The sequence below is a fragment of the Shewanella sp. BJSY2023SW005 genome (genome assembly GCF_047314585.1).
In the GTDB taxonomy this organism is placed as follows: domain Bacteria; phylum Pseudomonadota; class Gammaproteobacteria; order Enterobacterales; family Shewanellaceae; genus Shewanella; species Shewanella algae.
In genome coordinates this window covers 83,770-105,999 of sequence record NZ_JBKORJ010000020.1, presented here as the reverse complement: position 1 = coordinate 105,999, position 22,230 = coordinate 83,770, and the positions used below count along the sequence as shown (strand labels likewise).

The following is a 22,230-nucleotide window of genomic DNA, read 5'->3' as shown; positions in this document are numbered from 1 at the left end:
GTTTCCACCCATGATAGGCCGAAATCTGACGAGTTTTTAGAAAATGAACAGACCCAAGTCCACATTGGAACAGTGGCGGATCCTGCAGGCCGTCGTCGACTTCGGTGGTTACGCCCAGGCCGCCGAGCAGCTCAACAAGAGCCAATCATCCCTCAACCATGCTGTGGCCAAGCTGCAGCATCAGTTGGGGATCCAACTCCTCGAAGTGCGTGGCCGCAAGGCCTATCTGACCGAATGCGGCGAAGTACTGCTTCGTCGCTCTCGTCACGTCACTCAGGCTGTGGGGGAGTTGGAGCAGCTCGCCAGCAATCTGGAACAGGGCTGGGAGCCGAGTCTGAGCATCGCCAGGGAGTTGGTCTACCCCATGGAAACCCTGACCGAGGCGCTGGCCGCCTTTCTGCCCCAGAGCCGCGGAACCCGGGTCACAGTGCGGGACACAGTGATCAGCGGCACCCAGGAGATGATCAAAAACCATCAGGTAGATATTGCGATTTGCGGTACCCCGCCCATGGGTTATATCTCTGAGCCCCTTTGCGATCTGGACTTCTACCTGCTCTGCCACCCTTCCCATCCGCTGGCGGCCCAAGTTGAAATTGAAGACGACAGAGTGCTGGCCCAACATCTGCAAATTGTGATCAAAGATACCGGCGTCAATAGTCAGCAGGAAATCGGCTGGCTCAAGGCCGAGCAGCGCTGGACCGTCAGCAACTTCCACGAAGCCAAGGTGATCCTGGCCAAAGGCATAGGTTTTTGCTGGATCCCGGCGCATCTGGTCAAGCAGGAGCTGGAAAATGGGCAATTGGTACGGCTCAGTCTCAAAGGCTCCAGCAGTCGCAAGATACTGCTCAGTCTGGTAGTGCCACAGAGAGACAAACAAGGCCCGGCCTGTAAGCTGCTGGAATCACTGATCCTGGCTCAGCATAAATCTGGCTCAGTATAAATCTGAGCTCATTATAAATAGTGAAAAACTGAGCAACTTCATATTTACCGATTATATAATTTCTAATTACGATAAAAACCAGTTGCTGTTAACAACTGGTTTTCTGTTATCAATAAATCATACCTTAAAAATCAGGCTATAACTTATAGTTTGCACCAAGGAAGAATGCACGTCCGGTAGTATCGTAATAACCGGCGCCATCATAAACATATGGGTTACGCGGCGGTGCAATATCGAACGCATTCTTCACACCGAAACGAAGAGAAAACGAATCAGTGAAGTCATAAGAACCCGTGAAGTCCCAAACTGTATACGACGGAATATCGTTATAGTTGTTGTTCTCAGGTTTCCAATCATTAGAAGCTACAGCAGAATGACGGTAGTTACTTCTCGCTTCAAGACTCAGTGCATCATATTCCCATGCAAGACTAAACATAGCCTTCCAGCGTGGATCAGTGTACTCACCAACATCAACCTGAAGATCTGCAGCAAATCCTGTAGGATTAGTTTCCCACTGTTCTAGATATGTTGCGATAACATGGATCTTGAAGTCACCAAAATTATCCGTTGGAATATCGTATATGGCTTCAATATCTACCCCCTTAACATCAAATGATGCCGAGTTAACGGGCGACTGTACGAAATCGATAATATCACCGGTAGATGCATCACGAGTAAAACGGCCACAGTAGACATTATCCAATGATTCAGAGTCGTAGCAATAACGTACTGCAGTACCGACATCAATATACTCAATAGCATCAGTAATCTCAAACGCCCAGTAATCAACGGTTAACGACAAACCTTCTATATAACTTGGGGTATAAATGGCGCCAATTGTGTAATCGTTAGAAGTTTCAGCTTTTAAATCTGGGTTACCAGCATTACTACCTGGGTGATTACTCAAGTACCACTCATCACTAGGGTTCCAACCTTGCGGTAATCCAACAGCTTGACAGTTTTTCTTACGATTAGCATTTGGACCTAATTCAACGTTGATAGCATCACATACATCGGTGAAACTTTCAAAAGTTTGCCCTGCTGGGTCAAACAATTCGCCAATATTGGGCGCCCGCACAGATTTTGACTTAGTCGCACGAATACGCAGATCTTTAATAGGAGCCCAGTTTAAGCCTATTTTCCACGCATCATCTTGGCCTGCCGTGCTGTAATCCATCCATCGATAAGCTAAATCAAGGTCTAAATCATGCGCAAGGAATGTATCTGACAATAATGGAATACTAAATTCAACGGCAAGCTCTGTAACATCATACTCACCTTTCATAGGGTTAGCCGTATTACCAAAAATAGTACCGTCGATAAGTGCTTGATCAGGTGTTGTTTCCGACTCTTCTTTACGATAATCGGCACTAAATGCTGCACTGATATATCCTGCTGGCAGCTCAAACATTGCACCATTAACGACTAAACCTGCTGTCGTTTGTGTAGTCTTCGCCGTGCGACCGGCACTGGTGCTAACCCAATCAATTGCTTCTTGGCTTGCCTGATTTTCACCAAATAGATTTAGCGGAATACATCCAGCAGCTTGTGCGTCAGGATCTCGACATACTATGCTACCATCAGCGGCGAAAACAGCGTCTTTAGCTTGGTCGTAACGATCGGCCCAAATTTCACCTCTCCAAACCGTTGTCTCATCTAGCTGACCTCGTTGGGCGTGGAAAGAGTAATCCCAGTTTTCACTGATAACACCTTCGATACCAACAAGTACACGCAGTGTTTCGCGATCTTGGTTATAAGTACGATTACCGAACTCTCTATCTATACGATAAAGGTTTAGGCTTGACATTCCTGTATCTGTCATCAACTGTCGTGCTTCATCAGTAAGGAAAGCGTTATCCGCATACAATCTATTGCTTGTATGGAAAACAGGTGTACTCTCGCCATTCGACTGATAATCTACATAAGTGATTTCAGAAAATAGTTTATGATTATCATTAATCTCATAATCAGTATTTAATGTGAACACTTTACGCTCAAGCGGCGTACGGATTTGTCCATAGTCTACAGGATCATAGCCTTCACAACTCGGTCCGCAGTAGTTACCATTGGTACCTGGACCATCAATCAAACCTTCTCCATAATCGAAGATTTTCATGTTTCCATCTTTATCAAAAGTATACTGTTGGCCATCATTAGCAAAAAATGTACCGGCCTCATTAATATAAGAAAGTGGTTTACGCCCATAATATGGAATTCGTGTAGGAGCACCTTCCGAAGTATCAGGATTATAAATACTACTTACAGGATTATTTAAAAAATCTCGGTCGGTAGGACGTAATTCTTTCTGCTTTGCATAGGTGAAATTGAAAACTGTTGAAAGTTTGTCATTAAGAAAATCGCCGCCAGCAGTAACGGAAAATTGGCTCTCTTCCCCACCACTCTGTTCTGGCTGCGTGTAAGAAGCATCAAGCTCCACACCTTGCACATCGTCACGCGTAATAATATTAATCACACCAGCGATTGCGTCTGATCCATAAACTGCAGAGGCACCTCCGGTAATGACCTCCATTCGAGCAACCATCGCGGTAGGAATGGTATTCAAATCAACCGCAGAATCGCCACTTGAGCCAGCCACAAAGCGACGACCATTAACCAAAACAAGTGTACGGTCACTACCTAAACCACGTAGGTTAGTCTTATTTAACCCGCTGGCAAAAATAGTATTATTAGAAGTTTCTGGTGAAATACCAACTGTTGATGATGGCAGTTTGTTCAAGATATCAGCAACGTTAGTGATACCCATCTCCATCATTTGCGCACCCGTAATTACTGTAATTGGCGTTGGAGATAACTCACCGATACGCTTAATTTTTGACCCAGTAACTTCGATACGTTCTATTTGTTGTTCTTCTTCTGCATAAACACCAGGGCTTGCTAACAAAGCCACGCCAGAAGAGGCAAACAAGGCCACTCTTATTGCGTTTGATACATTACTTATTGCTGTCATATTCTTCATTCCATTAGATTATTGTCACTCGAATTTCTTAATCACATCGAGTTCTCAAACATAACCACATCAAGGGGTTAACCTGACAGAAACAAAGTTACTACAATGTGACAAATAGTCAACAATAAACGCGTATGAAAAACATCCTTCGTCCAAAACCAGCACTACCAGCACTAACCGGTAGTCCCTCTGAAAAGAACAGCAACCACAATAGATATATCAAATATGTAAGGGTTGAAGGAGCTAAGGGTGTTTGCGACGGCCGGTAAGGCTGTTGGACTCAAAGGTAAATTCAAAGCGCGAAGCGCTAACGACTCTCATCCCGAATGCGCTGCGCCTGTTGCTGCTCAGCGGCTATCACATCGGCAACTGAACCCGACTCAAGCTGCAACTCGGCCTTGGGTGGACTGAAAGCCTGTTCATTCAAGGCATTTGACTGCTGTGCTATGGCGCCCATCAGACGAGACAGGCCTATGGGAAAGTTTGCAGAGTCGCCAGCCTTGGTATCAAAGGAAGGCGCGGACTTTTCAGCGGCCGAATCTGCGGCTCCCAACAGGTTTTGACTCAGCTCAGGCTTTGGTGCGGCGGCAAGTCTCTGGGTTCCGGCCTCTTCTCTTGCCTGGTTATATTTACGCATCGCCTCGGCGGCGACCCGGATATCGGCCATGGAGGGATCGACAGGTGCCATCGCCGCCGCATAGACCTGTTTCATTTTCGCCATGGTCGCCAGCGGATCGCCGTTCACTACAGAGACATCTATCTGAACTTCACCTTCAACCGCGTAACGTTTGCCATCGGGTCCTTTCTCGAATTCAAATGCCGGTTGTCCGGCATGGATCCCGCCTACCGCGGCATGAGCCTGTTCATGGGAGCGCACCTGGGTATCACGCTTCATCAGGGAGTCGATTTCCCGTTCAAGCGCCTGTTGCTCACGACTCTCACGGTTCTGCTGCTGTTTCTGTTGCGCCTCATCCGGCTTGGGTTCGGCTGCGCTTGTCGTATTCGGCTCCCCGGTTGACTGGCGAGCCGCCCCGTCGTCCCCTTCTTTTACTTCGCTGCCAGCCTGGCTCGAAGAGCTGCCAGAAGTGTTGTCAAAATCCTGCTCTGCCCCACTCATAGAGTTGGCGGAAGTATTTGTGCCATTAAAAGCGGGAACCTCAGGTGCTTCTCCCGCTAAAGTTACTGGTATCGCAGGGCCGCCGACAATGTCAGCCCCTTGGCCGAAAAAGGCAGATGCTTGAGCCGATGTCCCCGCGAGCGGCATCGATGCTTGAACCTCTCCATGCCAATGGCCGGAGCTGGACAAGGCCGCGGCCCCCAGGGCTCCTTTAGTCAAACTGACCAGTGCTTCCCGCGGCGGCTTTACGGTTTGTGGCGCTGAATGTTGTGCAGCTGAACCTTGGTGCGGGCTCGAATGGACTGAGCTTGAATTGACTGAACTTGGATTAGCTGAACTTGTATTGACTGAGCTTTGATTTCCCGAGCTCAGGTTTATTGGGCTCGGGTTTATTGAGCTGGGCTTTACGCCACTTATCTGAGAGGGATTTTGAGTGGCGGAGATTTTACCGGCAGGGTTGGCGCTGAGAGGCGATTGGTTTATAGAGCTGCCACTGCTTAAGTTGGCAATTGACGAGCTTGGCCGCCGGGACACGGCTGTTGCCGTCAGCCCCGCGCCGGCCAGCGCGCCAACCATATATTACACCTCGATATCTATGATACTGCCCAAGGTGTCGGATGCGCGTTCAATCACCTCTACTGAAGCTTGCCCCTGGGCCTTGGATTCCAATGCCGATACCAATGCCGAGGTTTTATCTGCCTCCTCAACCGGGCGGGTCGAATCGGCCTGCTGCGCAGGTGTCGGGCGGGCGATATCCACTGTTGCCTGAGTCAGGCCGGACTGGGCGCTTTGCAGCCCTTGAACTCCCGCCGAAAAAGCCGATGGAATTTGCATGATTGCCCCTTGTCTGTATTGGACTGTGGATTTTCGTTCTGTGGTTAAAATCAGTTGCTACCATTTCAGCCACAGCTTTGAACAATTATTGGCCAATTCAGTGCAAATGTACAGCCCGAAAGGTTCATGCACCTTGATGGGTTACCGCAAAAGAGGCGCCTGTGAGCCAACTCGCGTCCCAATCTTTCCAGACAGGTTGCATGCCTTGTGCTCGAATGGCGCTGACCACCTCAGGGACGGTGCGCTCATCACTTATCTGGAACTGATCCAGCTGCAACTTGGGATTGCTATACCCTCCTGGCTCTGTTGAGCTGGCGGCACTCACATGGGTGATCCCAAGGGGCAATAGATTGTCCCTGAGTGAGGCGCTCTCCCGGGTAGAGAGACTCAACTCCAGCGCCGGGCTGAACAAGCGCATGGCGCAGATAAGCTGCACCAATCCGGCATCATCCAGAGTCACCGCCGGCGTTACTCCGCCAACGCAGGGCCTGAGCCTTGGCAGCGACACGCTGAAGCGGCTACGCCAGTACTTTTGCTGTAGATGGTCCAGATGCAATCCCATCAGTGCCGAGTCCAGGCGCCAATCATCCAGCCCGAGCAAAACCCCCAGGCCTATCTTGTCGACCCCGGCCCTGGCGGCCCTGTCCGGTGTATTGAGCCTGAAACCAAAGTCCTTTTTATTGCCTCTGAGATGATGGCGGTCATAGGTGGCGGGCTGATAGGTCTCCTGATATACCATCACGGCATCCAGTCCCTCATCAACCAGTCGCCGATAGCCCGCTTCGGTGAGGGGCTGCACTTCAATCGCCAGATAGCTGAAGTCCTGCTTGAGCCTCAAAAGCGCCTTGGCAAAATAATCCAGCCCTACCTTGGTTTCATGTTCGCCGGAAACCAGCAACACAGAATCAAAGCCGCGCTGCTTGAGAATGGCAATTTCAGCATCCAGTTCGGCCTGGCTTAGGGTCTTGCGGCGAATTTTATTGCTCATGCTGAAACCGCAGTAGTCGCAATCATTGGCGCATAGATTGGAAACATAGAGCGGCGCATAGAGACCTATGTTGGCGCCGAACTTCTTGCGGGTGAGCGCAGCAGAGAGCTGCGCCATAGGCTCGAGAAATTCCCGGGCCGCCGGTGACAAGAGAATGGGCAAGGCCGAGGGATTGTGCGCTATCGTCTCGGGCCGCGCCAGACAGCGCTCCACCTCGGCGGCGCTGACACTGGCAATAGCAAGGCGCAGTAGATCTCTGTCGATAGCGGTAAAACGCTCGAGAAAATCAGCCATGGTTGTCTCCCAGATTGAGAAACCCGGTCAGCGGACTGGTGTTTTGGGCTCGATTGCTGATGGTCCCGAGTCCGGCAAGATAGGCCGCTCGCCCGGCGCGCACCGCATCTTTGAAGCAGCCCGCCATGGTCACGGGATCCAAGCTGGAGGCGATGGCAGTATTAACCAGCACGGCATCGGCGCCCAACTCCATCGCCCGCATCGCCTGAGACGGCGCGCCGATCCCGGCATCCACCACCACAGGCACATTGGCCTGCTCTATGATGATCTTCAAAAAGGGTTCTGTGGCCAGCCCCTGATTGGAACCTATGGGACTGCCAAGCGGCATCACGGCGGCGCAGCCGACCTCTTCGAGGCGCAAGCACAGCACGGGATCGGCATGCACATAAGGCAGTACGGTAAAACCTTCGGTGCACAAGACCCGGGCCGCTTCCAGTGTTTCTACCGGATCCGGCAATAGATAACGGGGATCCGGGTGGATCTCCAGCTTCAATAGTTGAGTGCCCAGCATCTCCCGCGCCAGCTCGGCGGCAAAAATCGCCTCCCTGACATTGCGGGCCCCGGCAGTATTGGGCAGCAGCTGCACGCCGCGCTCTTTGAGCGGTGCCAGCAATTCATCACTGCCCAGGTTAAAATCGAGCCGCTTCATCGCCACAGTAACCAACTCGGCGCCGCTGGCCACGAGCGAGCGTTGCATCAGCTCTGCCGAAGTAAACTTGCCGGTGCCGCCAAATAGCCTGGATTGAAACTCAAACTCGCCAATTTGCAACATATCAACCTCCGGCAACGGCGGAAAACAGCTCGAGACTGTCTCCGCTTTGACATTCAAGCATTGGCCACTGAGATCTGGGCACTACGGCGCCATTACGCACCAGCGCCACTCTGCCAGGCGCTATATCACACCACTTGAGCAGCTGTAACAGCGTCATAGCCTCAGGCAACTCTTTGACTTGATTGTTTATCTTAATTTGCATCGCAATTCTCCTCACGGCTAAGCTCAGAGCGCCCTTTCATAAATTGGGCTTCGGTTTGAAGTTCAGCCTGAGTGTGGGTTTGACAGCAAAGACATGCCGGGTCGGCGCAAAGCGCAGCCTCACGTACGCTTAACGTTCGGCAATCCAAGCTGATGAGTCGTCCCAGGGTGCTGCGCTCTCCAAGCAGAGTATTGATGGCTGCCAGCGACTGCATCGCCGCCAGGGTTTGCACCGCAGGACCCAGCACCCCCATGTCGCGGCAGCGCCCCAAGCCTGTGCTGTCTCGCGGGAACAGGCATTCATAACAGCCCGCCTCGGGATTAAGCCAAGGGGCGGTATGACACAGCAGGCCGGAATCGGCGCTGATCGCCGCCGCAATCAACTCTTTGCCCAGCTTCACACAGGCTTGATTAAGGTTATGACGGCAAAGGAAATTGTCGCTGGCATCCAATACCAGTGACGCCTCACGAATAAGCTCCGCGCTCTTGGGGCCAAATAGCTTGGGCTCAATCTCAATCAGGCAGTTTGGATAATCGCGCCCCAGCTTTTCCTTGGCCACGTCGACCTTCAAACGGCCAATATCCTGCTCGTTGTAGAGCAGTTGCCTCGGCAGATTACCCAGCTCGACAATATCGGGATCGATAAGAATGAGACGCCCTACTCCGGCGGCGGCCAAAGAGTGCGCCAAATGATGACCAAGGCCTCCGAGCCCCACTATGGCGACCGTCTTTGCCCGTAAGGCGAGCTGCCCCGCTTCTGAGACTCTGGGCAGCAGTAACTGGCTACCGTAACGGATAAAGTCGCGATCGCTCAGCCCGGCACAGTCCTGAACTCCGGCACAGTCCTGAACTCCGGTACAGTCCTGAACCCCGACATCGTCCTGAAGCCCGGCATTTTGTTGAGCATAGCTAATCCCGCTTGCAATCGTGGCTGCTCGCCCTAACCAGCTTTGTGTCAGGCGCCTGAAGGCCGTTACCGGTTCGGCGGCCTCGGTAATGGCCCGCACCACGGCGACATTGGCCACTCCGGTATGCTTGACGGCATCAAGGTTATGCTCGCCAATGCCGCCAATGGCGACCGTCGGCAGCAAGGAGCCGAAAGTTTCGCTGTAGGCGCCAAGGCGCGCCAGTCCCTGGGGCAGAGATGGCATTACTTTGGTCGTGGTGGCAAAGATATGTCCGAGGGCCAGATAACTGGGCCTGTGGCGCAATGCAAGCAACGCCTCGAAATAACCATGACTGGATAACCCCAGCGCCAGACCGGCCCCTTGGATGGCCTCAAGGGATGCCTGGCTGAGATCCTCCTGGCCCAAATGCACGCCAAAGGCGCCGTGGGCAATGGCCAGTTGCCAGTGATCATTGATAAATACCCGCGCCTGATATTGGCGCCCGAGCGCGATAGCACGAATGATCGCCTGCTCGGCGCTCGAACCTGGCTGTACTTCCCCCTTGAGCCGCAATTGAATGGTGCGGCAACCTGCCTTGAGCAAGGCTTCCAGTAATTCGACATCGGCCACGACCGGATAGATACCCAGATTATGGGGCAGCGTTTTAAAGTCTTCAGCACTAACGCCTTTAACACCAACACCTCTAGCACTAACAGCATCAGCAGAGGTTGGTGCTGCAAGCCAAGGGGCGCCAAGCACCTGGGCTGGGTTGGCCCAGGGATAATCCTCCAGCGGCCAGATGACAGGCATAAGCCCGGCGGCCAGACAAACCCCGGGGCGACCTAAGGGCCCGGGACCAGTGCCTACCCGATAACTCTGCGCCAAGGCGCCATTGATATAGGCCTTGGCCAGGATCAGGGCATCGGGCAAGATCCAGTCGTGGGCCAAAAATGCCGCTATGGCACTGGATAGCGTGCAACCGCTGCCATGGTTGTTGCTGGATGCTTGTCTTGGGCTCGCCAACACAAACCCCTGCCGTTGATGCAACCCGGAGCTGTGAGGCAAGTCTTTAAAAAGCAATAAGTCTTCTGCCAGACCGCGCGCGATCCCCGCCTCGAAATCCCCCCCCTTGGCCAAGAGATGACAAGGCAGTTCGTTTGCCAGGCAAGTTGCCGCGTCTTGCCAGGAAGGAAAGTCATGAATATCGCTGCGACTCAGCAACGCCAGCTCGTGAATATTCGGTGTCAGCACAGTGGAGAGCGCCGCCAGCGGCCGGTAATCCAGCCGCGCTGCGCCCGTTGCAGTGCTCTTTGAGAGTGCATCGCCGCAACTGGCGACCATGACAGGGTCGACCACCAAAGGAACATCAGGCAGGTGCCGAGCCAACCAGTCACAAAGCAACTGCAGCTGCGCTTGATTGGCTAGCAAGCCGATTTTTATCGCCTTGGGCGGCAAGTCACCGAGCAGAGCATTGAGCTGCGCCAGCAACATCTCCTCGCTCACCGCCTCGGTTAGCGTCACTGCCACACTGCTCTGGGCGGTCAAAGTGGTGATGACAGAGCAGCCATGACAGCCAAGATTACTGAAGGTGGCCAGATCGGCCTGGATACCGGCGCCGCCGCCACTGTCTGAGCCGGCTATGCTCCAGACTATCGGCCTTTTATCAGCCGCCATTTCAGGCTTCCTCTTCATAGCGTGCAGCCTCTGGCTCGGGCTTGGACTTGGGTTTGGGATTGGACTCGGACAAGGACTTTTCGCTTGCTGTAGCCGGATGATACAGGGCGCTGCCACCGGCCTTGAACTGCGCCGACATCCGCGCCATCCCCGCCTCGGCATCCAGTACTTCCAGCGGCTGTGCCATCAGTTCTTCTGCCTGCACTGGCTCGGTTTGGCGCTCTGCCGAGTCTGTCCCTGACGAATCCCCCGAAGCCACCTGAGACGTAACCAAAGACGCTGCATAGTCGCGTACATCCTGGGTAATTTTCATCGAGCAGAACTTGGGGCCGCACATGGAGCAAAAATGCGCCACCTTGGCAGACTCCTGAGGCAGGGATTCATCGTGGAACGCCCGGGCGGTATCGGGATCCAACCCCAGGTTGTATTGATCTTCCCAGCGAAACTCGAATCTGGCCTTGGACAACGCATTGTCGCGCAGCTGGGCGCCTGGATGTCCCTTGGCGACATCGGCGGCATGTGCCGCAATTTTGTATGCAATAAGCCCTTGTTTAACGTCTTCCTTGTTGGGCAAACCCAGATGCTCCTTGGGGGTCACATAACAGAGCATGGCGCAGCCGTACCAGGCAATCATCGCCGCGCCTATGCCAGAGGTGAAATGATCATAGCCGGGCGCAATATCCGTGGTCTGGGGCCCCAAGGTGTAGAAAGGCGCCTCATCACAGTACTCAAGCTGCTTGTCCATATTCTCCTTGATCAGCTGCATCGGAATATGGCCCGGCCCTTCGATAATGGTCTGCACATCGTATTCCCAGGCGATTTTCACCAGCTCACCCAAGGTTTCCAGCTCGGCAAACTGAGCCTCGTCGTTGGCATCGGCAATCGAGCCGGGGCGCATGCCGTCACCGAGCGACAGAGACACATCATAGGCGGCGCAAAGCGCACAGATGTCGCGGAAATGGCTGTAGAGGAAGTTTTCCTTATGATGGCTCAGGCACCACTTGGCCATAATGGAGCCGCCGCGGGATACCATACCTGTCACCCGATTGGCCGTCATGGGCACATAGCGCAGCAATACCCCGGCATGAATAGTGAAGTAATCCACCCCTTGTTCGGCCTGCTCTATCAGGGTGTCGCGAAACACTTCCCAACTGAGATCTTCGGCAATGCCGTTGACCTTTTCCAGCGCCTGATAGATGGGCACGGTACCTATGGGCACAGGCGAGTTGCGCACTATCCATTCGCGGGTTTCGTGGATATAACGGCCGGTGGACAGATCCATCACCGTATCGGCGCCCCAACGGGTAGCCCACACCAGTTTTTCCACCTCTTCCTCGATGGAAGAGGTCACCGCCGAATTACCGATATTGGCGTTGACCTTCACCAAAAAGTTACGGCCGATAATCATAGGCTCGGCTTCCGGATGGTTGATGTTGGCGGGAATAATGGCGCGGCCACGGGCCACTTCGCTGCAAACAAACTCAGGGGTTATCGGCGTGGCAACTATAGCGCCAAAGGCTTCTCCTTTGGCCTTGCGGGCCAGCTGCGGATCTTTGGCAAGCGCTTCGTTGGCCCGGGCCATATTTTCACGAATGGCGATATATTCCATTTCAGGAGTGATAATGCCGGCGCGGGCGTAATGCAATTGGGTCACCCGCTTACCCGGCTTGGCCCGGCGCGGTTTGGGCAAAGCGTCGAATCTCAAATGATCCAGCCCTTCATCCGCCAGCCGCTGCTGGGTAAAACTGGAGCTGGCCGAAGTCAGCTCTTGCGTATCATCACGCTCTAGGATCCAGCCCTGGCGCAATTTATCCAGGCCCTGGCGCACATTGATAGCCGCGTTGGGATCTGAATAAGGGCCGGCACAATCATAAACACGTACGGTGGGATTGGGTTCAAATTGCTCGCTGCCATCTTGGGTTGGTATTCGGGTGTCTGTCTGCCTGATTTGGCGCATGGCTACCTGAATATCGGCCCGGGAGCCCTGAACAAACAGCTTCTGTGAATTGGGATGCTGCAAGGGTTTAAGGTTATCGATAAAGGCCTGGGCGGCCTCACGGGTTTGACGACGATTGGATTGACGATTTGACATAAGCAAGCTCACTCTTTTGGAAAATGAAATTGCTTGTCAGGAGAGTTGAATAATAAGCGGCGCGAGCTGACTGGTTAAACTCCTTGATTTGGAGTCCTCCTCCGGCGGTGTTGGCAGACTGACCTCGTGGTTTCAGGTCAGTTCAATGTCCGCTTGAGAAGCCAGATATCGCCTCGGCTCTTTAAAGCCTTTGGCATAGATTTTTGCTCGCAGTGGCTGCGGTAATGCTGCAGCTGAATGCTTGTTTCCTTCGCAGGTGCTAGCCTGATCAGGTTCAACGGATCCCGAATAAACGGTCTCAGCCCATAGGGCACTCCGACAAGATTGCTGCCGAGTATAAGCACAAGCCGAAGCGGGAAACAAGCCCAATGACAAAACGAGCCACAGGATTGAATCACTTAAAATCACAATTTAATCATTTGAATTAAATTATAGTATTATCAGCAGTTAAAAAATAAATTGATTTCAAATCAAATAAATTGATTGCAAAATTCACTTACCAAGCCGCTTTAGACGGCTGGCCACCGCCTCCTTGAGTGCTTTTTCCATCTCTGTCTGACCGCACTTAAATGGAAACCCCAAGTTTTCGGCATAGGGATTGAGCGGAGTCGGCACCTTGACGACCCGATAGCAGGTATCACCATCCTTGACGATACGGTTGGGGTCGAGCGGCAGATCCAGACTGGCCACTTTATTGAAATCGTCGGCGTCATTGACCCAAAGCACCTCCATCTCCCCATCCATTTCACTGAGGCTCTTACGTCCCGTAGCCTTATCCGCATATTGCTGTGATAGCTGCTGCAGCGCCTGCTGTTGAGAGTGTTGCAATACTTTTCGGGCAGACTTTAATGCGCTTGAACTGAAGTCCAGCTGAGCTTGCTCTGCCGGCTGTGGTCTAAAGTCATTTGCTCGCTCGGGCGCAGGTACGGCTGCATTTTTTGTTTCTTCAATGACTCTACCAGTAGGCTTAACGCTTTGAGCCCGAGTCTTGGGGATACTTTGCTCTTTCTGGTCTTGAACAGCCACTTGTTCAGTCTCTTGCGCTGACTCTTCGGCGGCCTGTTTTCGTGGCTCAGTGTTTTGTTGCTCGTTTTTTTGTGGCTCAGAACGGTTGCTTGAGTCAGCTTTTTTAACCTCTATCGCTTCCTTGGGCTGGGTTATTGCTTCTTCCTCCAAGGCTTTCGGCACTGGCGTTGACGGTTTGGGGCTGGGCTGACTGAAATACAGATAGGATTGCAGCGCCTTGGGTTTGGCAGGCTCAGTCACCTCTCTTTGCCATTCGGCCTGCTGCCAAAACCAGGATAACCCCAGCAATAGTACTAAGTGCGCGGCTCCCGCCGCGGTCCAACTGCTGAAGACGTTGCCCTTTGCCTCACCATCCCCCTGCTCTGCTTTTTTAGCCATGCCAACTTGCGCCAGGCATTGGGGTTGAAACCCAAGCTGTTGACTAAAAGGCGATTGGGCAAAGGAAGGGGCTATCGAATGTGATTGAGAATGGCTTGGTTTGCAGGAACAGGGATTAATGATTTCATCCAGACCAAGCTCAAAGGCAGCATCCCTACCCGGGATGCTAAAGCTCAGGCTTGCCATTGCCGCCGAGCTTTCGTCTCGGCTGGCAATAAACTTTTCTGGAAGATAAGGCATAATCCGCTGATTTATCCGTCGCTGAATGTAAACTCAGTGTTAGAGGAAAACCCTCGGCAAAAAGTTCATTCCCTTGTTTGAAAAGCAATTTACGCTACAAGCTCAAATCGACGGCTTCAAGCAAAACAAGTAAAACCCTTGTCGAATAAGACTGACGGAATTCTCTGAACAAAATAACTGTAAAAAGCGACTTGGAAGCCGGGCAACGAGTTGTTAAGGTGCCACATTAGACGTTTGCAAAAAATGCAGACGATACGGTTCAAGGAATAAATCCATCTCAGCGAACACTTGTACACTTTTATCTAGCCATGGCGCTACGGCGCTGTTAGACTCACTTTCAATGAGGTCGAACCAGAGAGTCAATCATGTCCAACAGCAAAGCCCCTGCAGCCGAAGCCCAGTTCAATGGCCAGTTTTCCGCTGGATACAGTCTGAATGAAGAGATAGCCAATGCCGTCAGCCATGGTTTGGGGGTGATTGCCGGCATTCTGGGATTGGTGCTGATGTTGCTCAAGGGCTGGCATTCGCTGGACGCTATTCAGTTAACAGGTGTAACCATCTATGGCAGCAGTATTATCCTGCTGTTCCTCTGCTCGACCCTGTATCACAGCATTCCTCACCCTGTGTGGAAACGGCGCCTCAAGATGCTGGATCACTGCGCCATCTATCTGTTGATCGCCGGAACCTATACCCCGCTGATGTTAATTACTTTGGCCGATGCCCAGGAAGAATGGGTGCTGATGGCCATCTGGTCGTTGGCACTGGGGGGAATAGTGTTCAAGAGCTGCTTTATTCACAGATTCAAGGCGCTGAGCCTGGTGCTGTATCTGGCCATGGGCTGGCTCTGCGTCGCCGTGTTGCCTGAGCTTATCGATAACCTGTCAACTGCCGGGTTCAACTTGCTGTTGGCCGGGGGGCTGAGCTACAGCTTGGGGGTGATCTTCTACGCTACCAAGGCGATCCCTTTCAATCATGCCATCTGGCACCTGTTTGTGTTGGGCGGCGCCGTTTGCCATTTCCTGTGTGTTTATCTGACGGTGATCTAACGCAGGCGGATAGACTTAACTCAGCGCCGCCGTAGAGAGACGGCTTCCGGCTTGCTGTGCTAACTCTAGTGCAGCTAAGCCGGAGCTCTTATCTCAGCCTGCCATTGATTAAACTCACTGAGTAACCGCCTGGCGGCGATACTATAGTCTCCCCCCAAGTCTTGCCAAACAGCCGCAATACATTCCAAGGTACATAACCCGCCCTGGCGCTGATTGCGCCGTAAGCGAAACGCCGAGCCCTGCTCTGCTTGCAGTTCGACTCTGGCAAGCGACTGCAGATAAGGGCTTTGGCGATACATCTTGCCGGCCTCCTGCCAGGTTGCATCGAGTATGACCAGCGAATTTAGCGGCTTCCCTATTTTCAGAGCAGTTTTCTGAGCGGTTTCCTGAGCAGCGTCTTGAGGCAATGTTGCGCCATGAGCCGGGCTTTGGTTTAGCTTTGAACTTTGGTTTGGAGTTGGGTTTGGGCTTTGGCTTAAGTTTGGGCTTTCATTTGCAGCTTGAGTTCACGAAATACTTTCTTCGGAAGTATTTTCTTCGATTTGCGGATAGAGTAAGGCAGTTCGCCCCAAAGACAAGTGCTCCATTAACCAAGCATCCGGGGCTTTACGCGCCCACAGTACCCGCTTACAGAGAGTCGGATAAGCATTAAGCGCCAGGGTGGCTGTATTACTGGCTCGATTCAGCTCTCTTTCATGGGTCAGCAGGATTATTTTCACAGGCAACAGCAGCTTAAAATGGGTTATCGGCTAATGGAAATCCCGCGAGTTTACCACCAGCGCGTGCATACTGCCCGAGATATCCTCCAGCCGACCGGCCAGCAGATGCAATACGCCGGACGAGAATTCCACGACCCCACTCACCTTGAGGATCCTGGCGCTCAAATAAGCCTGTCGCTGGGCCCTTGCCGTATCACTCCATACCACCAGGTTAACATTGCCGGTTTCATCTTCGAGGGTGATGAAGGTAACACCACTGGCAGTCCCAGGCCTTTGCCTGCCGACCACCAGCCCGGCCACAGTCACATTCTGACCATGACGACACTGCCACAAAGAGGCGGCGCTGTGACACTTGCCGAGTAACCCCTGCTCTCTGAGCAGTGCCAGAGGATGGCGCCCCAGAGTTAGCCCGGTACAGGCGTAGTCAGCCAGCAAGGCATCGACTTCGGTGACCTCAGGCAAGGCGGTTTCAAGGCGAAAATCGGCCTCGTCCGGCTGCTCAAACAAAGGCAAACTCTGCTGACGGGCGGCCAACTGCCACCTGATCTGATGGCGATCGCCCCCCAGGGTAGCAAAGGCATTGGCGCTGGCAAGCGCCTCCTGCTCACGCCTTGGCAGTGCCAGAGCCGCCAACTGCGATAAGTGAGTAAAGCCCTCGCCCCGACCCGCTACTATCTTGACGGCGCTGTGCTCGGATAATCCCTTGACCAACCTGAACCCGAGGCGCAATGCCAAGGAGCCATCGGTTTGTCGCTCCAGTGTGCTGTGCCACTGACTGAGGTTGATGCAAACCGGCAATACCAGGCCGCCATGATGACGAAGATCCTGAATAAGCTGTGATGGGCTGTAAAAGCCCATGGGTTGACTGTTGAGCAAGGCGCAGCAAAACGCCACCGGGTAATAGTGTTTGAGAAATGCCGAAACATAGGCCAGGAGCGCAAAGCTGGCCGAATGAGACTCGGGAAAACCATATTCGCCGAAGCCGCGGATCTGGTTGAATATCTGCCTGGCAAAGGTGTCACTGTAGCCTCGGGCCGTCATCCCCTGAAGCAGCTTGTGTTCAAATTGCTCCAGCTCGCCACTGCGTTTCCAACTGGCCATGGCGCGGCGCAATTGATCGGCTTCCCCGCCACTGAAACCGGCGGCGACCATGGCCAATTGGATCACCTGCTCCTGAAAAATGGGCACCCCCATAGTGCGTGACAACACGCCTTCCACCTCGGCCGAAGGAAAAGTAACCGGCTCGATTTTATCGCGGCGGCGCAGAAAGGGATGCACCATGTCTCCTTGAATTGGACCCGGGCGCACTATGGCTATCTGTATTACCAGATCGTAATAACAGGCGGGTTTGAGCCTTGGCAGCATGCTGGTCTGGGCGCGCGATTCCACCTGAAACACCCCCATACTGTCGCCCTGCTGCAACATATGATAGACGGCCGGATCTTCCCAGCGAATATCCGACATGGCAAAGGGACGAATGTGACGGGAGATCAACTCGAAACATTTGCGGATCGCGGTCAGCATTCCCAACGCCAATACATCGACCTTTAACAGCCCCAGACTCTCGAGATCATCCTTGTCCCATTGGATCACAGTGCGCTTGGCCATGGCGGCATTCTCTACCGGCACCAGCTCGGCCAATGGCCCGGCCGAAATCACAAAGCCGCCGACATGTTGCGACAAGTGCCTTGGAAAACCCATCAGGGTCTCCACCAGCGGCAACAACCACTGCCCCAAACCTTGTTGTGGCAACAGCTTGCCTTGTTGCAACTGCTGCTGCCAAGGCACTTGCGGATCGCGGCGATCGACAGCGCCTATCAGCTCATCCAGCCGTTGCTCGCTGAGCCCCAGAGCCTTACCAACATCTTTCATGGCACTCTTGAAACGATAAGTGATCACACTGGCGGCCAGGGCTGCACGCTCACGGCCATATTTTTGGTAGATATACTGGATCACCTCTTCGCGGCGTTCATGTTCAAAATCGACATCGATGTCCGGCGGCTCATGGCGCTCCTTGGAAATAAAACGCTCAAACAGCATGTTGACCTTGGTAGGATCCACCTCGGTGATCCCGAGGCAATAACAGACCACAGAGTTGGCGGCCGAGCCTCGTCCCTGATGCAGTATCCCTTGCCTGGTGGCAAAACAGACCAGATCATAGATGGTCAGGAAAAAGTATTCGTAATTGAGCTCGGCAATCAGCTTGAGCTCGCGCCGATACTGAGTCTGCACTTCAGGTGTTATCGCCTCGCCAAAACGCCTGCGGGCGCCCTTTTCCACCTCCTGCGCCAGATATTCACTGGCGCTTAGGCCGCTTGGCACCAACTCGGCCGGGTACTCATACTTGAGTTCATCCAAGTTGAAATGGCACCGGGACGCCAGCTCACAACTCCTTGCCAACCAGGCTTGGGGATGACGCCTGGTCATAGTTGTTATCGGCTTAAGCGCCATCTCGGCATTGCCTGATAACAGCTCGCCGGCCATGGGCACGGCGCGGCCATGGCGGATACAGCTGAGCACATCGTGCAGCCTTTGCCGCTCGGCAAGATGCATCTGCACATTACCGGCGGCGACACAGGGAAGTAAAAAACGACTCGACAGCGCCTCACAGGCCTCGAGATACCAAGCCTCTCCGGGTTGCAATTGCCGCTCAATCAAGAGATAAAGCGGCAGTGAAAACGCGGCTTTGACCCGTGTCGCCAGGATATTCAATTGTGCCAGACTCCGCTGCTGCAGCTGCGTCAACCAAGGAGTTTGCTGACTTGGGCTTTGGTGCTCAGTGCTTTGCAAGTCGGCTTGCGCCAGTAAGTCGCTCACTGATGGCGGTCGCCACAGGCAAAAGCAGCCGCGGTCAATGGCCGCAAAATCATCCAGGGTTAACCGATACTTACCCTTATCGGCCCGGCGCCGCCCCCGGGTTATCAGAGTGCTTATAAGACCATAGCCCCGGCGATTTCTTGCCAACAGTACCAGGCAGCCTTCCGGCAGGTGGAATTCGGCGCCGACAATCAGCTTGATACCGCTTTGTTTGGCGGCCCCATGCGCCTTGACCACACCCGCCAGAGAGCACTCGTCGGTAATGGCGATGGCCTCATAGCCCAGTTTGGCGGCCTGCTGCACCAATTCATCCGGGTGGGAAGCCCCGCGCAAAAAGCTGTAATTGGAAATAGCATGCAATTCGGCGTACATCAGCTGAACCAAGCGTGCAGAAAGAGCCCATTAGCGGTGCGGAACAGCCAACACAGACCGCCGCTCTCCTTATGATGGGCAAGAAAATAATCCCGGCAGGGAAAAGGCCCTGAATGCCAGGGGCTCTGTAACCTTTCCGGCCCTCTAAGCAGCTCTACGGCTTCAGGAGCAATGGCTTGCGGCTCTTGCAGCAGCCAAAGAGGCCGCAGTGCCAGCGACGGCTGAACGGGCGGTCTTGCCGGTGGCGGCCAACGAGTCAGGGGAGCCGCAGTGCTGGCCAGTTCAGGCATGGGATCGGCCGCCAACACCAAAGAGCGCACCTTATGGCTACCTAACCTGGCCTGTAATCTGGCGAGTAATTGATTGGCATCCTGCTGCAGCCCTTCTCTGGACTCAGTCAACTCTCGACTACCCAGCTGCTGCGACACAAACTGCCTGGCTCGCAGCTCAATATCGACGACCGGGCTCGGCAGTTGCAACCCTTCCAGCTGTAAGCGGCAGAGCTGAGATAGTCCCTGCAGTTGATATTCCCCGAAGGGATAGTTGAGTGTCAGTTGCAGCGCCCGCGTCTCTGGCTCGCGAAACTTCAGCCACAGCTCCAACTGTTGCACAGCCAACTGCCTGATCCGCAAATAGGTTGCCAATTCCCCCAGCAGCTTTTGCAATGGAAACAGCAATCCCTGAACCCACTCAACATCATGCAGCAAGGTCAACCTGGCCTGAAACTGTTCGGGTAACTCATATCCCTTGCGGCAACAGGGCAAACGCCCCTGGATTTGTGCCAGAAGCTGCAGCAAACCTTGACCAAAGCGCCGCCCCAACTCGGCAAGGGGTAAGGCATCAAGCATGGCTAGAGTCGTCAGCCCAAGCGCGCCGAGCCGTTGCCGTTCCTCTTGGGTTAATGGCAGCAAATCCAGTGGCAAGTCTGGCGGTAAGCCGTGATGCACCTTGAGGCGCCCGGCTTTTTCAGCTGTGGGTGAGCTCATGAAGATAGCTGATACCGCGCTGATGCCGACGTGAGTATGCCGCGCCAATATCGCCGCATCCAGCGGTCTGTGTGCCAGCACCAATGAGCATTCCAGACCATAGGCGGCGACTTTGTTGAGATAAGCCTCGACAATGGCGCTCAAACAGCCAAACAGTTTAGCCATGGACCCCACTTCCAGCAGCAGTGTATCTGTAGGCCAGCGCGCATCGGCCGCATATGGGGCAGCTTGTTCAGTAAGCCCGGATAACAACGGCGGCCAGATTCTGGCGCTGAAATCATAGCTCCACTGACACAACCAATCCCGCAATGCCTCGCTGTCCACCTCCTGCAGTGGCCAGAGTTGCAACTCTCCCAGCAGCGACTGGGCGCTGCCGACACTCATCCCAGCTGTAACGCTTTTTGCTTGAGCGGCGGGACAGGCCGAATGTATAACCAGCTTCCGGCTGTCATACAAGGCCATGGGGACTTGGGGATCAAGAGGCTCTAACGCCGCTGCGGTTGGCACTGCTTTTGGCTGATTTTGGGTTTGGGGCTGACTTTGGGTTTGGGGCTGAGTTTGAGCGCGTATTTGAATCTGAGCCGCACCACTGCCTGTCATACTTCCTGTCATAGTGTCGGTCATAGTACCGGTCATAGTGTCCGTCATATTGTCGAGCATAGTCAGGCGATAACGCTGATATTGCAGCAATAGCTGCGGAAACCAGACTCCCATCCATACCTGGGGCATCTCAGATAGCCTCTTGACTCTGAGCTGTATGGCTTTGAGTGGTTTGAGAATTGACCGTTTGCGGATTAGCGCTTTGAAAAAACCCCGCGGGCTTGTTTGACTCTTGCCGTGCCGTCCAGGGATTAGGCGCGTATTCATTGGATGCAGCAATCCTTGACTGCGCCATCCCCCAAGGACCATGAAGCACGTTACCATAAAACACAGTGCTATGAAGACCAGTGCCATGTAAACCAGAGTCGTGAAGCACAGAGTTGTGAAGAACAGGGCCATTGGCCTTGCGGCCGGAATGCTTTGGCTCAATTGAGTCTGTTGAGTTACTTAAGCAATGATTGGGAGCCGCCTTGCCGCTTCTCAGAGTTACCACGCCTGGCTCGACATGGGGCAGTTCAAGCGCCAGAGCCGGCAAGCCACGCAGATGCAATTCAGGGACGGGCCAACCACCGCGACGCTTTAAAATTTGCAGCCTGGCGGTATTAACACCAGCCGCGCTGATAGCCAGCTTTAAGGTGACAGGATGATTGCTGTCGGCCTGAGCCATTGGCAACTGGCAAATTCCCAGCGCTTTGCCCTGCTCTGCGGCAAGTTGCAACCTTCTGGCCTCACTCAGTGTCAGCTTGTCCAGCCAACTCAGCACCAGGGGACAGGCGCCGCTGCTCAGCCCTTGCTCCATGGCCCAGAGCACCTCTTTACGCTGGGTTAACTCCAGCCACAAAATACGCTCGGCGGCAATACCGTGCTGGGCAAAGCTCTGTGCCAGCGGCTGCAATGGCGGCGCTATCAGCATTATCATGGCATCTCTGGACTCATCCCCTCTAAATTGATTTCCTTTGGACTGATTTCTTTCGGAATGTGAGCCACACTGAGCCGGCAGTAAATAACGCATCAAAGGCAGCAACAAGCTGAGTTCCCCGTGCCCAGGAGACTGGCTGAAGAGCTCACAAATGCCCTGCCTTGGCCACCCTGCATCACTGAGCTGCGCATCCAATGCTTCAAAACCACTGGGATACCCCAATGTTTTGCCCTGACCGCCCGGCCCCAACCAGAGATCCCGGCGCTCCAGCAGGCCGTTCAAGGCCTGAGATTTTGCTGGATCAGATTTTACAGAGTGAGTTTTGGCTGAAAGAGACATGAAAAACACCGATACTGTATT

The 22,230-nt window shown here is 53.6% G+C and carries 17 protein-coding genes and 1 riboswitch; of the genes, 3 read left to right on the top strand and 14 right to left on the bottom strand.

Annotation, left to right across the window (positions count from 1 at the left end; genetic code table 11):
* Window positions 1–43 precede the first annotated feature (43 nt).
* Window positions 44–940, top strand: coding sequence for a LysR family transcriptional regulator (locus tag ACMHXI_RS04785; RefSeq protein WP_025009685.1), 897 nt, complete (start codon window positions 44–46; stop codon window positions 938–940).
* Between the two features lie 136 nt (window positions 941–1,076).
* On the opposite strand, the gene ACMHXI_RS04780 is transcribed toward ACMHXI_RS04785, so the two are convergent.
* The 9 genes from ACMHXI_RS04780 to ACMHXI_RS04740 all read right to left on the bottom strand — a co-directional run bounded on the left by ACMHXI_RS04780 (window position 1,077) and on the right by ACMHXI_RS04740 (window position 14,171).
* Complete coding sequence (locus ACMHXI_RS04780) at window positions 1,077–3,908, bottom strand: TonB-dependent receptor domain-containing protein (RefSeq protein ID WP_025888108.1); 2,832 nt, start codon at window positions 3,906–3,908, stop codon at window positions 1,077–1,079.
* Between the two features lie 307 nt (window positions 3,909–4,215).
* Window positions 4,216–5,601 (bottom strand): putative metalloprotease CJM1_0395 family protein, encoded by a 1,386-nt coding sequence (locus ACMHXI_RS04775; protein WP_413734174.1) that lies wholly within the window; start codon window positions 5,599–5,601, stop codon window positions 4,216–4,218.
* A gap of 3 nt (window positions 5,602–5,604) precedes the next feature.
* A complete protein-coding gene (locus ACMHXI_RS04770) occupies window positions 5,605–5,859 on the bottom strand; it encodes a chemotaxis protein (protein WP_413734172.1) in 255 nt (84 codons plus the stop codon).
* Between the two features lie 124 nt (window positions 5,860–5,983).
* Window positions 5,984–7,141 carry a 2-iminoacetate synthase ThiH gene (thiH, locus tag ACMHXI_RS04765; protein WP_413734170.1) on the bottom strand — a complete coding sequence of 386 codons (1,158 nt, stop codon included), beginning with the start codon at window positions 7,139–7,141 and terminating at the stop codon, window positions 5,984–5,986.
* Complete coding sequence (locus tag ACMHXI_RS04760; protein ID WP_413734168.1) at window positions 7,134–7,913, bottom strand: thiazole synthase; 780 nt, start codon at window positions 7,911–7,913, stop codon at window positions 7,134–7,136. The genes thiH and ACMHXI_RS04760 overlap by 8 nt, the downstream gene beginning before the upstream one ends.
* Window position 7,914: 1 nt before the next feature.
* The gene (gene thiS / locus ACMHXI_RS04755; protein ID WP_115390410.1) at window positions 7,915–8,115 is read right to left on the bottom strand and encodes a sulfur carrier protein ThiS; all 201 of its coding nucleotides are present in this window, start codon (window positions 8,113–8,115) and stop codon (window positions 7,915–7,917) included.
* Complete coding sequence (thiE, locus tag ACMHXI_RS04750) at window positions 8,105–10,675, bottom strand: thiamine phosphate synthase (RefSeq protein WP_413734166.1); 2,571 nt, start codon at window positions 10,673–10,675, stop codon at window positions 8,105–8,107. Before thiE ends, thiS begins: the two co-directional genes overlap by 11 nt.
* Window position 10,676: 1 nt before the next feature.
* Entirely contained in the window at window positions 10,677–12,767 is a 2,091-nt protein-coding gene (gene thiC / locus ACMHXI_RS04745; protein WP_413734164.1) for a phosphomethylpyrimidine synthase ThiC, read from the bottom strand.
* 228 nt (window positions 12,768–12,995) lie between these two features.
* Window positions 12,996–13,095: riboswitch (TPP riboswitch) on the bottom strand.
* 164 nt (window positions 13,096–13,259) lie between these two features.
* The gene (locus ACMHXI_RS04740) at window positions 13,260–14,171 is read right to left on the bottom strand and encodes a hypothetical protein (protein ID WP_413734162.1); all 912 of its coding nucleotides are present in this window, start codon (window positions 14,169–14,171) and stop codon (window positions 13,260–13,262) included.
* Window positions 14,172–14,261: 90 nt separating this feature from the next.
* Between ACMHXI_RS04740 and ACMHXI_RS04735 the strand changes: the two genes are divergently transcribed.
* Both ACMHXI_RS04735 and trhA read left to right on the top strand, forming a co-directional pair.
* Window positions 14,262–14,492 carry a hypothetical protein gene (locus tag ACMHXI_RS04735; RefSeq protein WP_208160936.1) on the top strand — a complete coding sequence of 77 codons (231 nt, stop codon included), beginning with the start codon at window positions 14,262–14,264 and terminating at the stop codon, window positions 14,490–14,492.
* 284 nt (window positions 14,493–14,776) lie between these two features.
* On the top strand, window positions 14,777–15,457 hold the full coding sequence (gene trhA, locus ACMHXI_RS04730; protein WP_107352149.1) for a PAQR family membrane homeostasis protein TrhA: 681 nt from the start codon (window positions 14,777–14,779) through the stop codon (window positions 15,455–15,457).
* 74 nt (window positions 15,458–15,531) lie between these two features.
* Here trhA and ACMHXI_RS04725 read toward each other — a convergent pair whose 3' ends face one another.
* The 5 genes from ACMHXI_RS04725 to ACMHXI_RS04705 all read right to left on the bottom strand — a co-directional run bounded on the left by ACMHXI_RS04725 (window position 15,532) and on the right by ACMHXI_RS04705 (window position 22,209).
* Window positions 15,532–15,864: a DTW domain-containing protein gene (locus ACMHXI_RS04725; protein WP_413734160.1), complete on the bottom strand. Its 333-nt coding sequence runs from the start codon at window positions 15,862–15,864 to the stop codon at window positions 15,532–15,534.
* 99 nt (window positions 15,865–15,963) lie between these two features.
* Complete coding sequence (locus ACMHXI_RS04720; protein WP_413734158.1) at window positions 15,964–16,176, bottom strand: hypothetical protein; 213 nt, start codon at window positions 16,174–16,176, stop codon at window positions 15,964–15,966.
* A 30-nt stretch (window positions 16,177–16,206) separates the two neighbouring features.
* Complete coding sequence (locus ACMHXI_RS04715) at window positions 16,207–19,365, bottom strand: error-prone DNA polymerase (protein WP_413734156.1); 3,159 nt, start codon at window positions 19,363–19,365, stop codon at window positions 16,207–16,209.
* Window positions 19,365–21,080 (bottom strand): Y-family DNA polymerase, encoded by a 1,716-nt coding sequence (locus ACMHXI_RS04710; protein ID WP_413734155.1) that lies wholly within the window; start codon window positions 21,078–21,080, stop codon window positions 19,365–19,367. Before ACMHXI_RS04710 ends, ACMHXI_RS04715 begins: the two co-directional genes overlap by 1 nt.
* Before the next feature lies 1 nt (window position 21,081).
* The gene (locus ACMHXI_RS04705; protein WP_413734153.1) at window positions 21,082–22,209 is read right to left on the bottom strand and encodes a hypothetical protein; all 1,128 of its coding nucleotides are present in this window, start codon (window positions 22,207–22,209) and stop codon (window positions 21,082–21,084) included.
* Window positions 22,210–22,230: the final 21 nt, after the last annotated feature.

Coding starts and splice junctions, on each gene's coding strand:
- thiH (WP_413734170.1), bottom strand. CDS start 7,141: ATGGCTGATTTTCTCGAGCGTTTTACCGCTATCGACAGAGATCTACTG.
- ACMHXI_RS04775 (WP_413734174.1), bottom strand. CDS start 5,601: ATGGTTGGCGCGCTGGCCGGCGCGGGGCTGACGGCAACAGCCGTGTCC.
- ACMHXI_RS04780 (WP_025888108.1), bottom strand. CDS start 3,908: ATGACAGCAATAAGTAATGTATCAAACGCAATAAGAGTGGCCTTGTTT.
- thiC (WP_413734164.1), bottom strand. CDS start 12,767: ATGTCAAATCGTCAATCCAATCGTCGTCAAACCCGTGAGGCCGCCCAG.
- thiE (WP_413734166.1), bottom strand. CDS start 10,675: ATGGCGGCTGATAAAAGGCCGATAGTCTGGAGCATAGCCGGCTCAGAC.
- ACMHXI_RS04710 (WP_413734155.1), bottom strand. CDS start 21,080: ATGCCCCAGGTATGGATGGGAGTCTGGTTTCCGCAGCTATTGCTGCAA.
- ACMHXI_RS04740 (WP_413734162.1), bottom strand. CDS start 14,171: ATGGCTAAAAAAGCAGAGCAGGGGGATGGTGAGGCAAAGGGCAACGTC.
- ACMHXI_RS04760 (WP_413734168.1), bottom strand. CDS start 7,913: ATGTTGCAAATTGGCGAGTTTGAGTTTCAATCCAGGCTATTTGGCGGC.
- ACMHXI_RS04785 (WP_025009685.1), top strand. CDS start 44: ATGAACAGACCCAAGTCCACATTGGAACAGTGGCGGATCCTGCAGGCC.
- ACMHXI_RS04705 (WP_413734153.1), bottom strand. CDS start 22,209: ATGTCTCTTTCAGCCAAAACTCACTCTGTAAAATCTGATCCAGCAAAA.
- trhA (WP_107352149.1), top strand. CDS start 14,777: ATGTCCAACAGCAAAGCCCCTGCAGCCGAAGCCCAGTTCAATGGCCAG.
- ACMHXI_RS04735 (WP_208160936.1), top strand. CDS start 14,262: ATGGCTTGGTTTGCAGGAACAGGGATTAATGATTTCATCCAGACCAAG.
- ACMHXI_RS04715 (WP_413734156.1), bottom strand. CDS start 19,365: ATGTACGCCGAATTGCATGCTATTTCCAATTACAGCTTTTTGCGCGGG.
- thiS (WP_115390410.1), bottom strand. CDS start 8,115: ATGCAAATTAAGATAAACAATCAAGTCAAAGAGTTGCCTGAGGCTATG.
- ACMHXI_RS04770 (WP_413734172.1), bottom strand. CDS start 5,859: ATGCAAATTCCATCGGCTTTTTCGGCGGGAGTTCAAGGGCTGCAAAGC.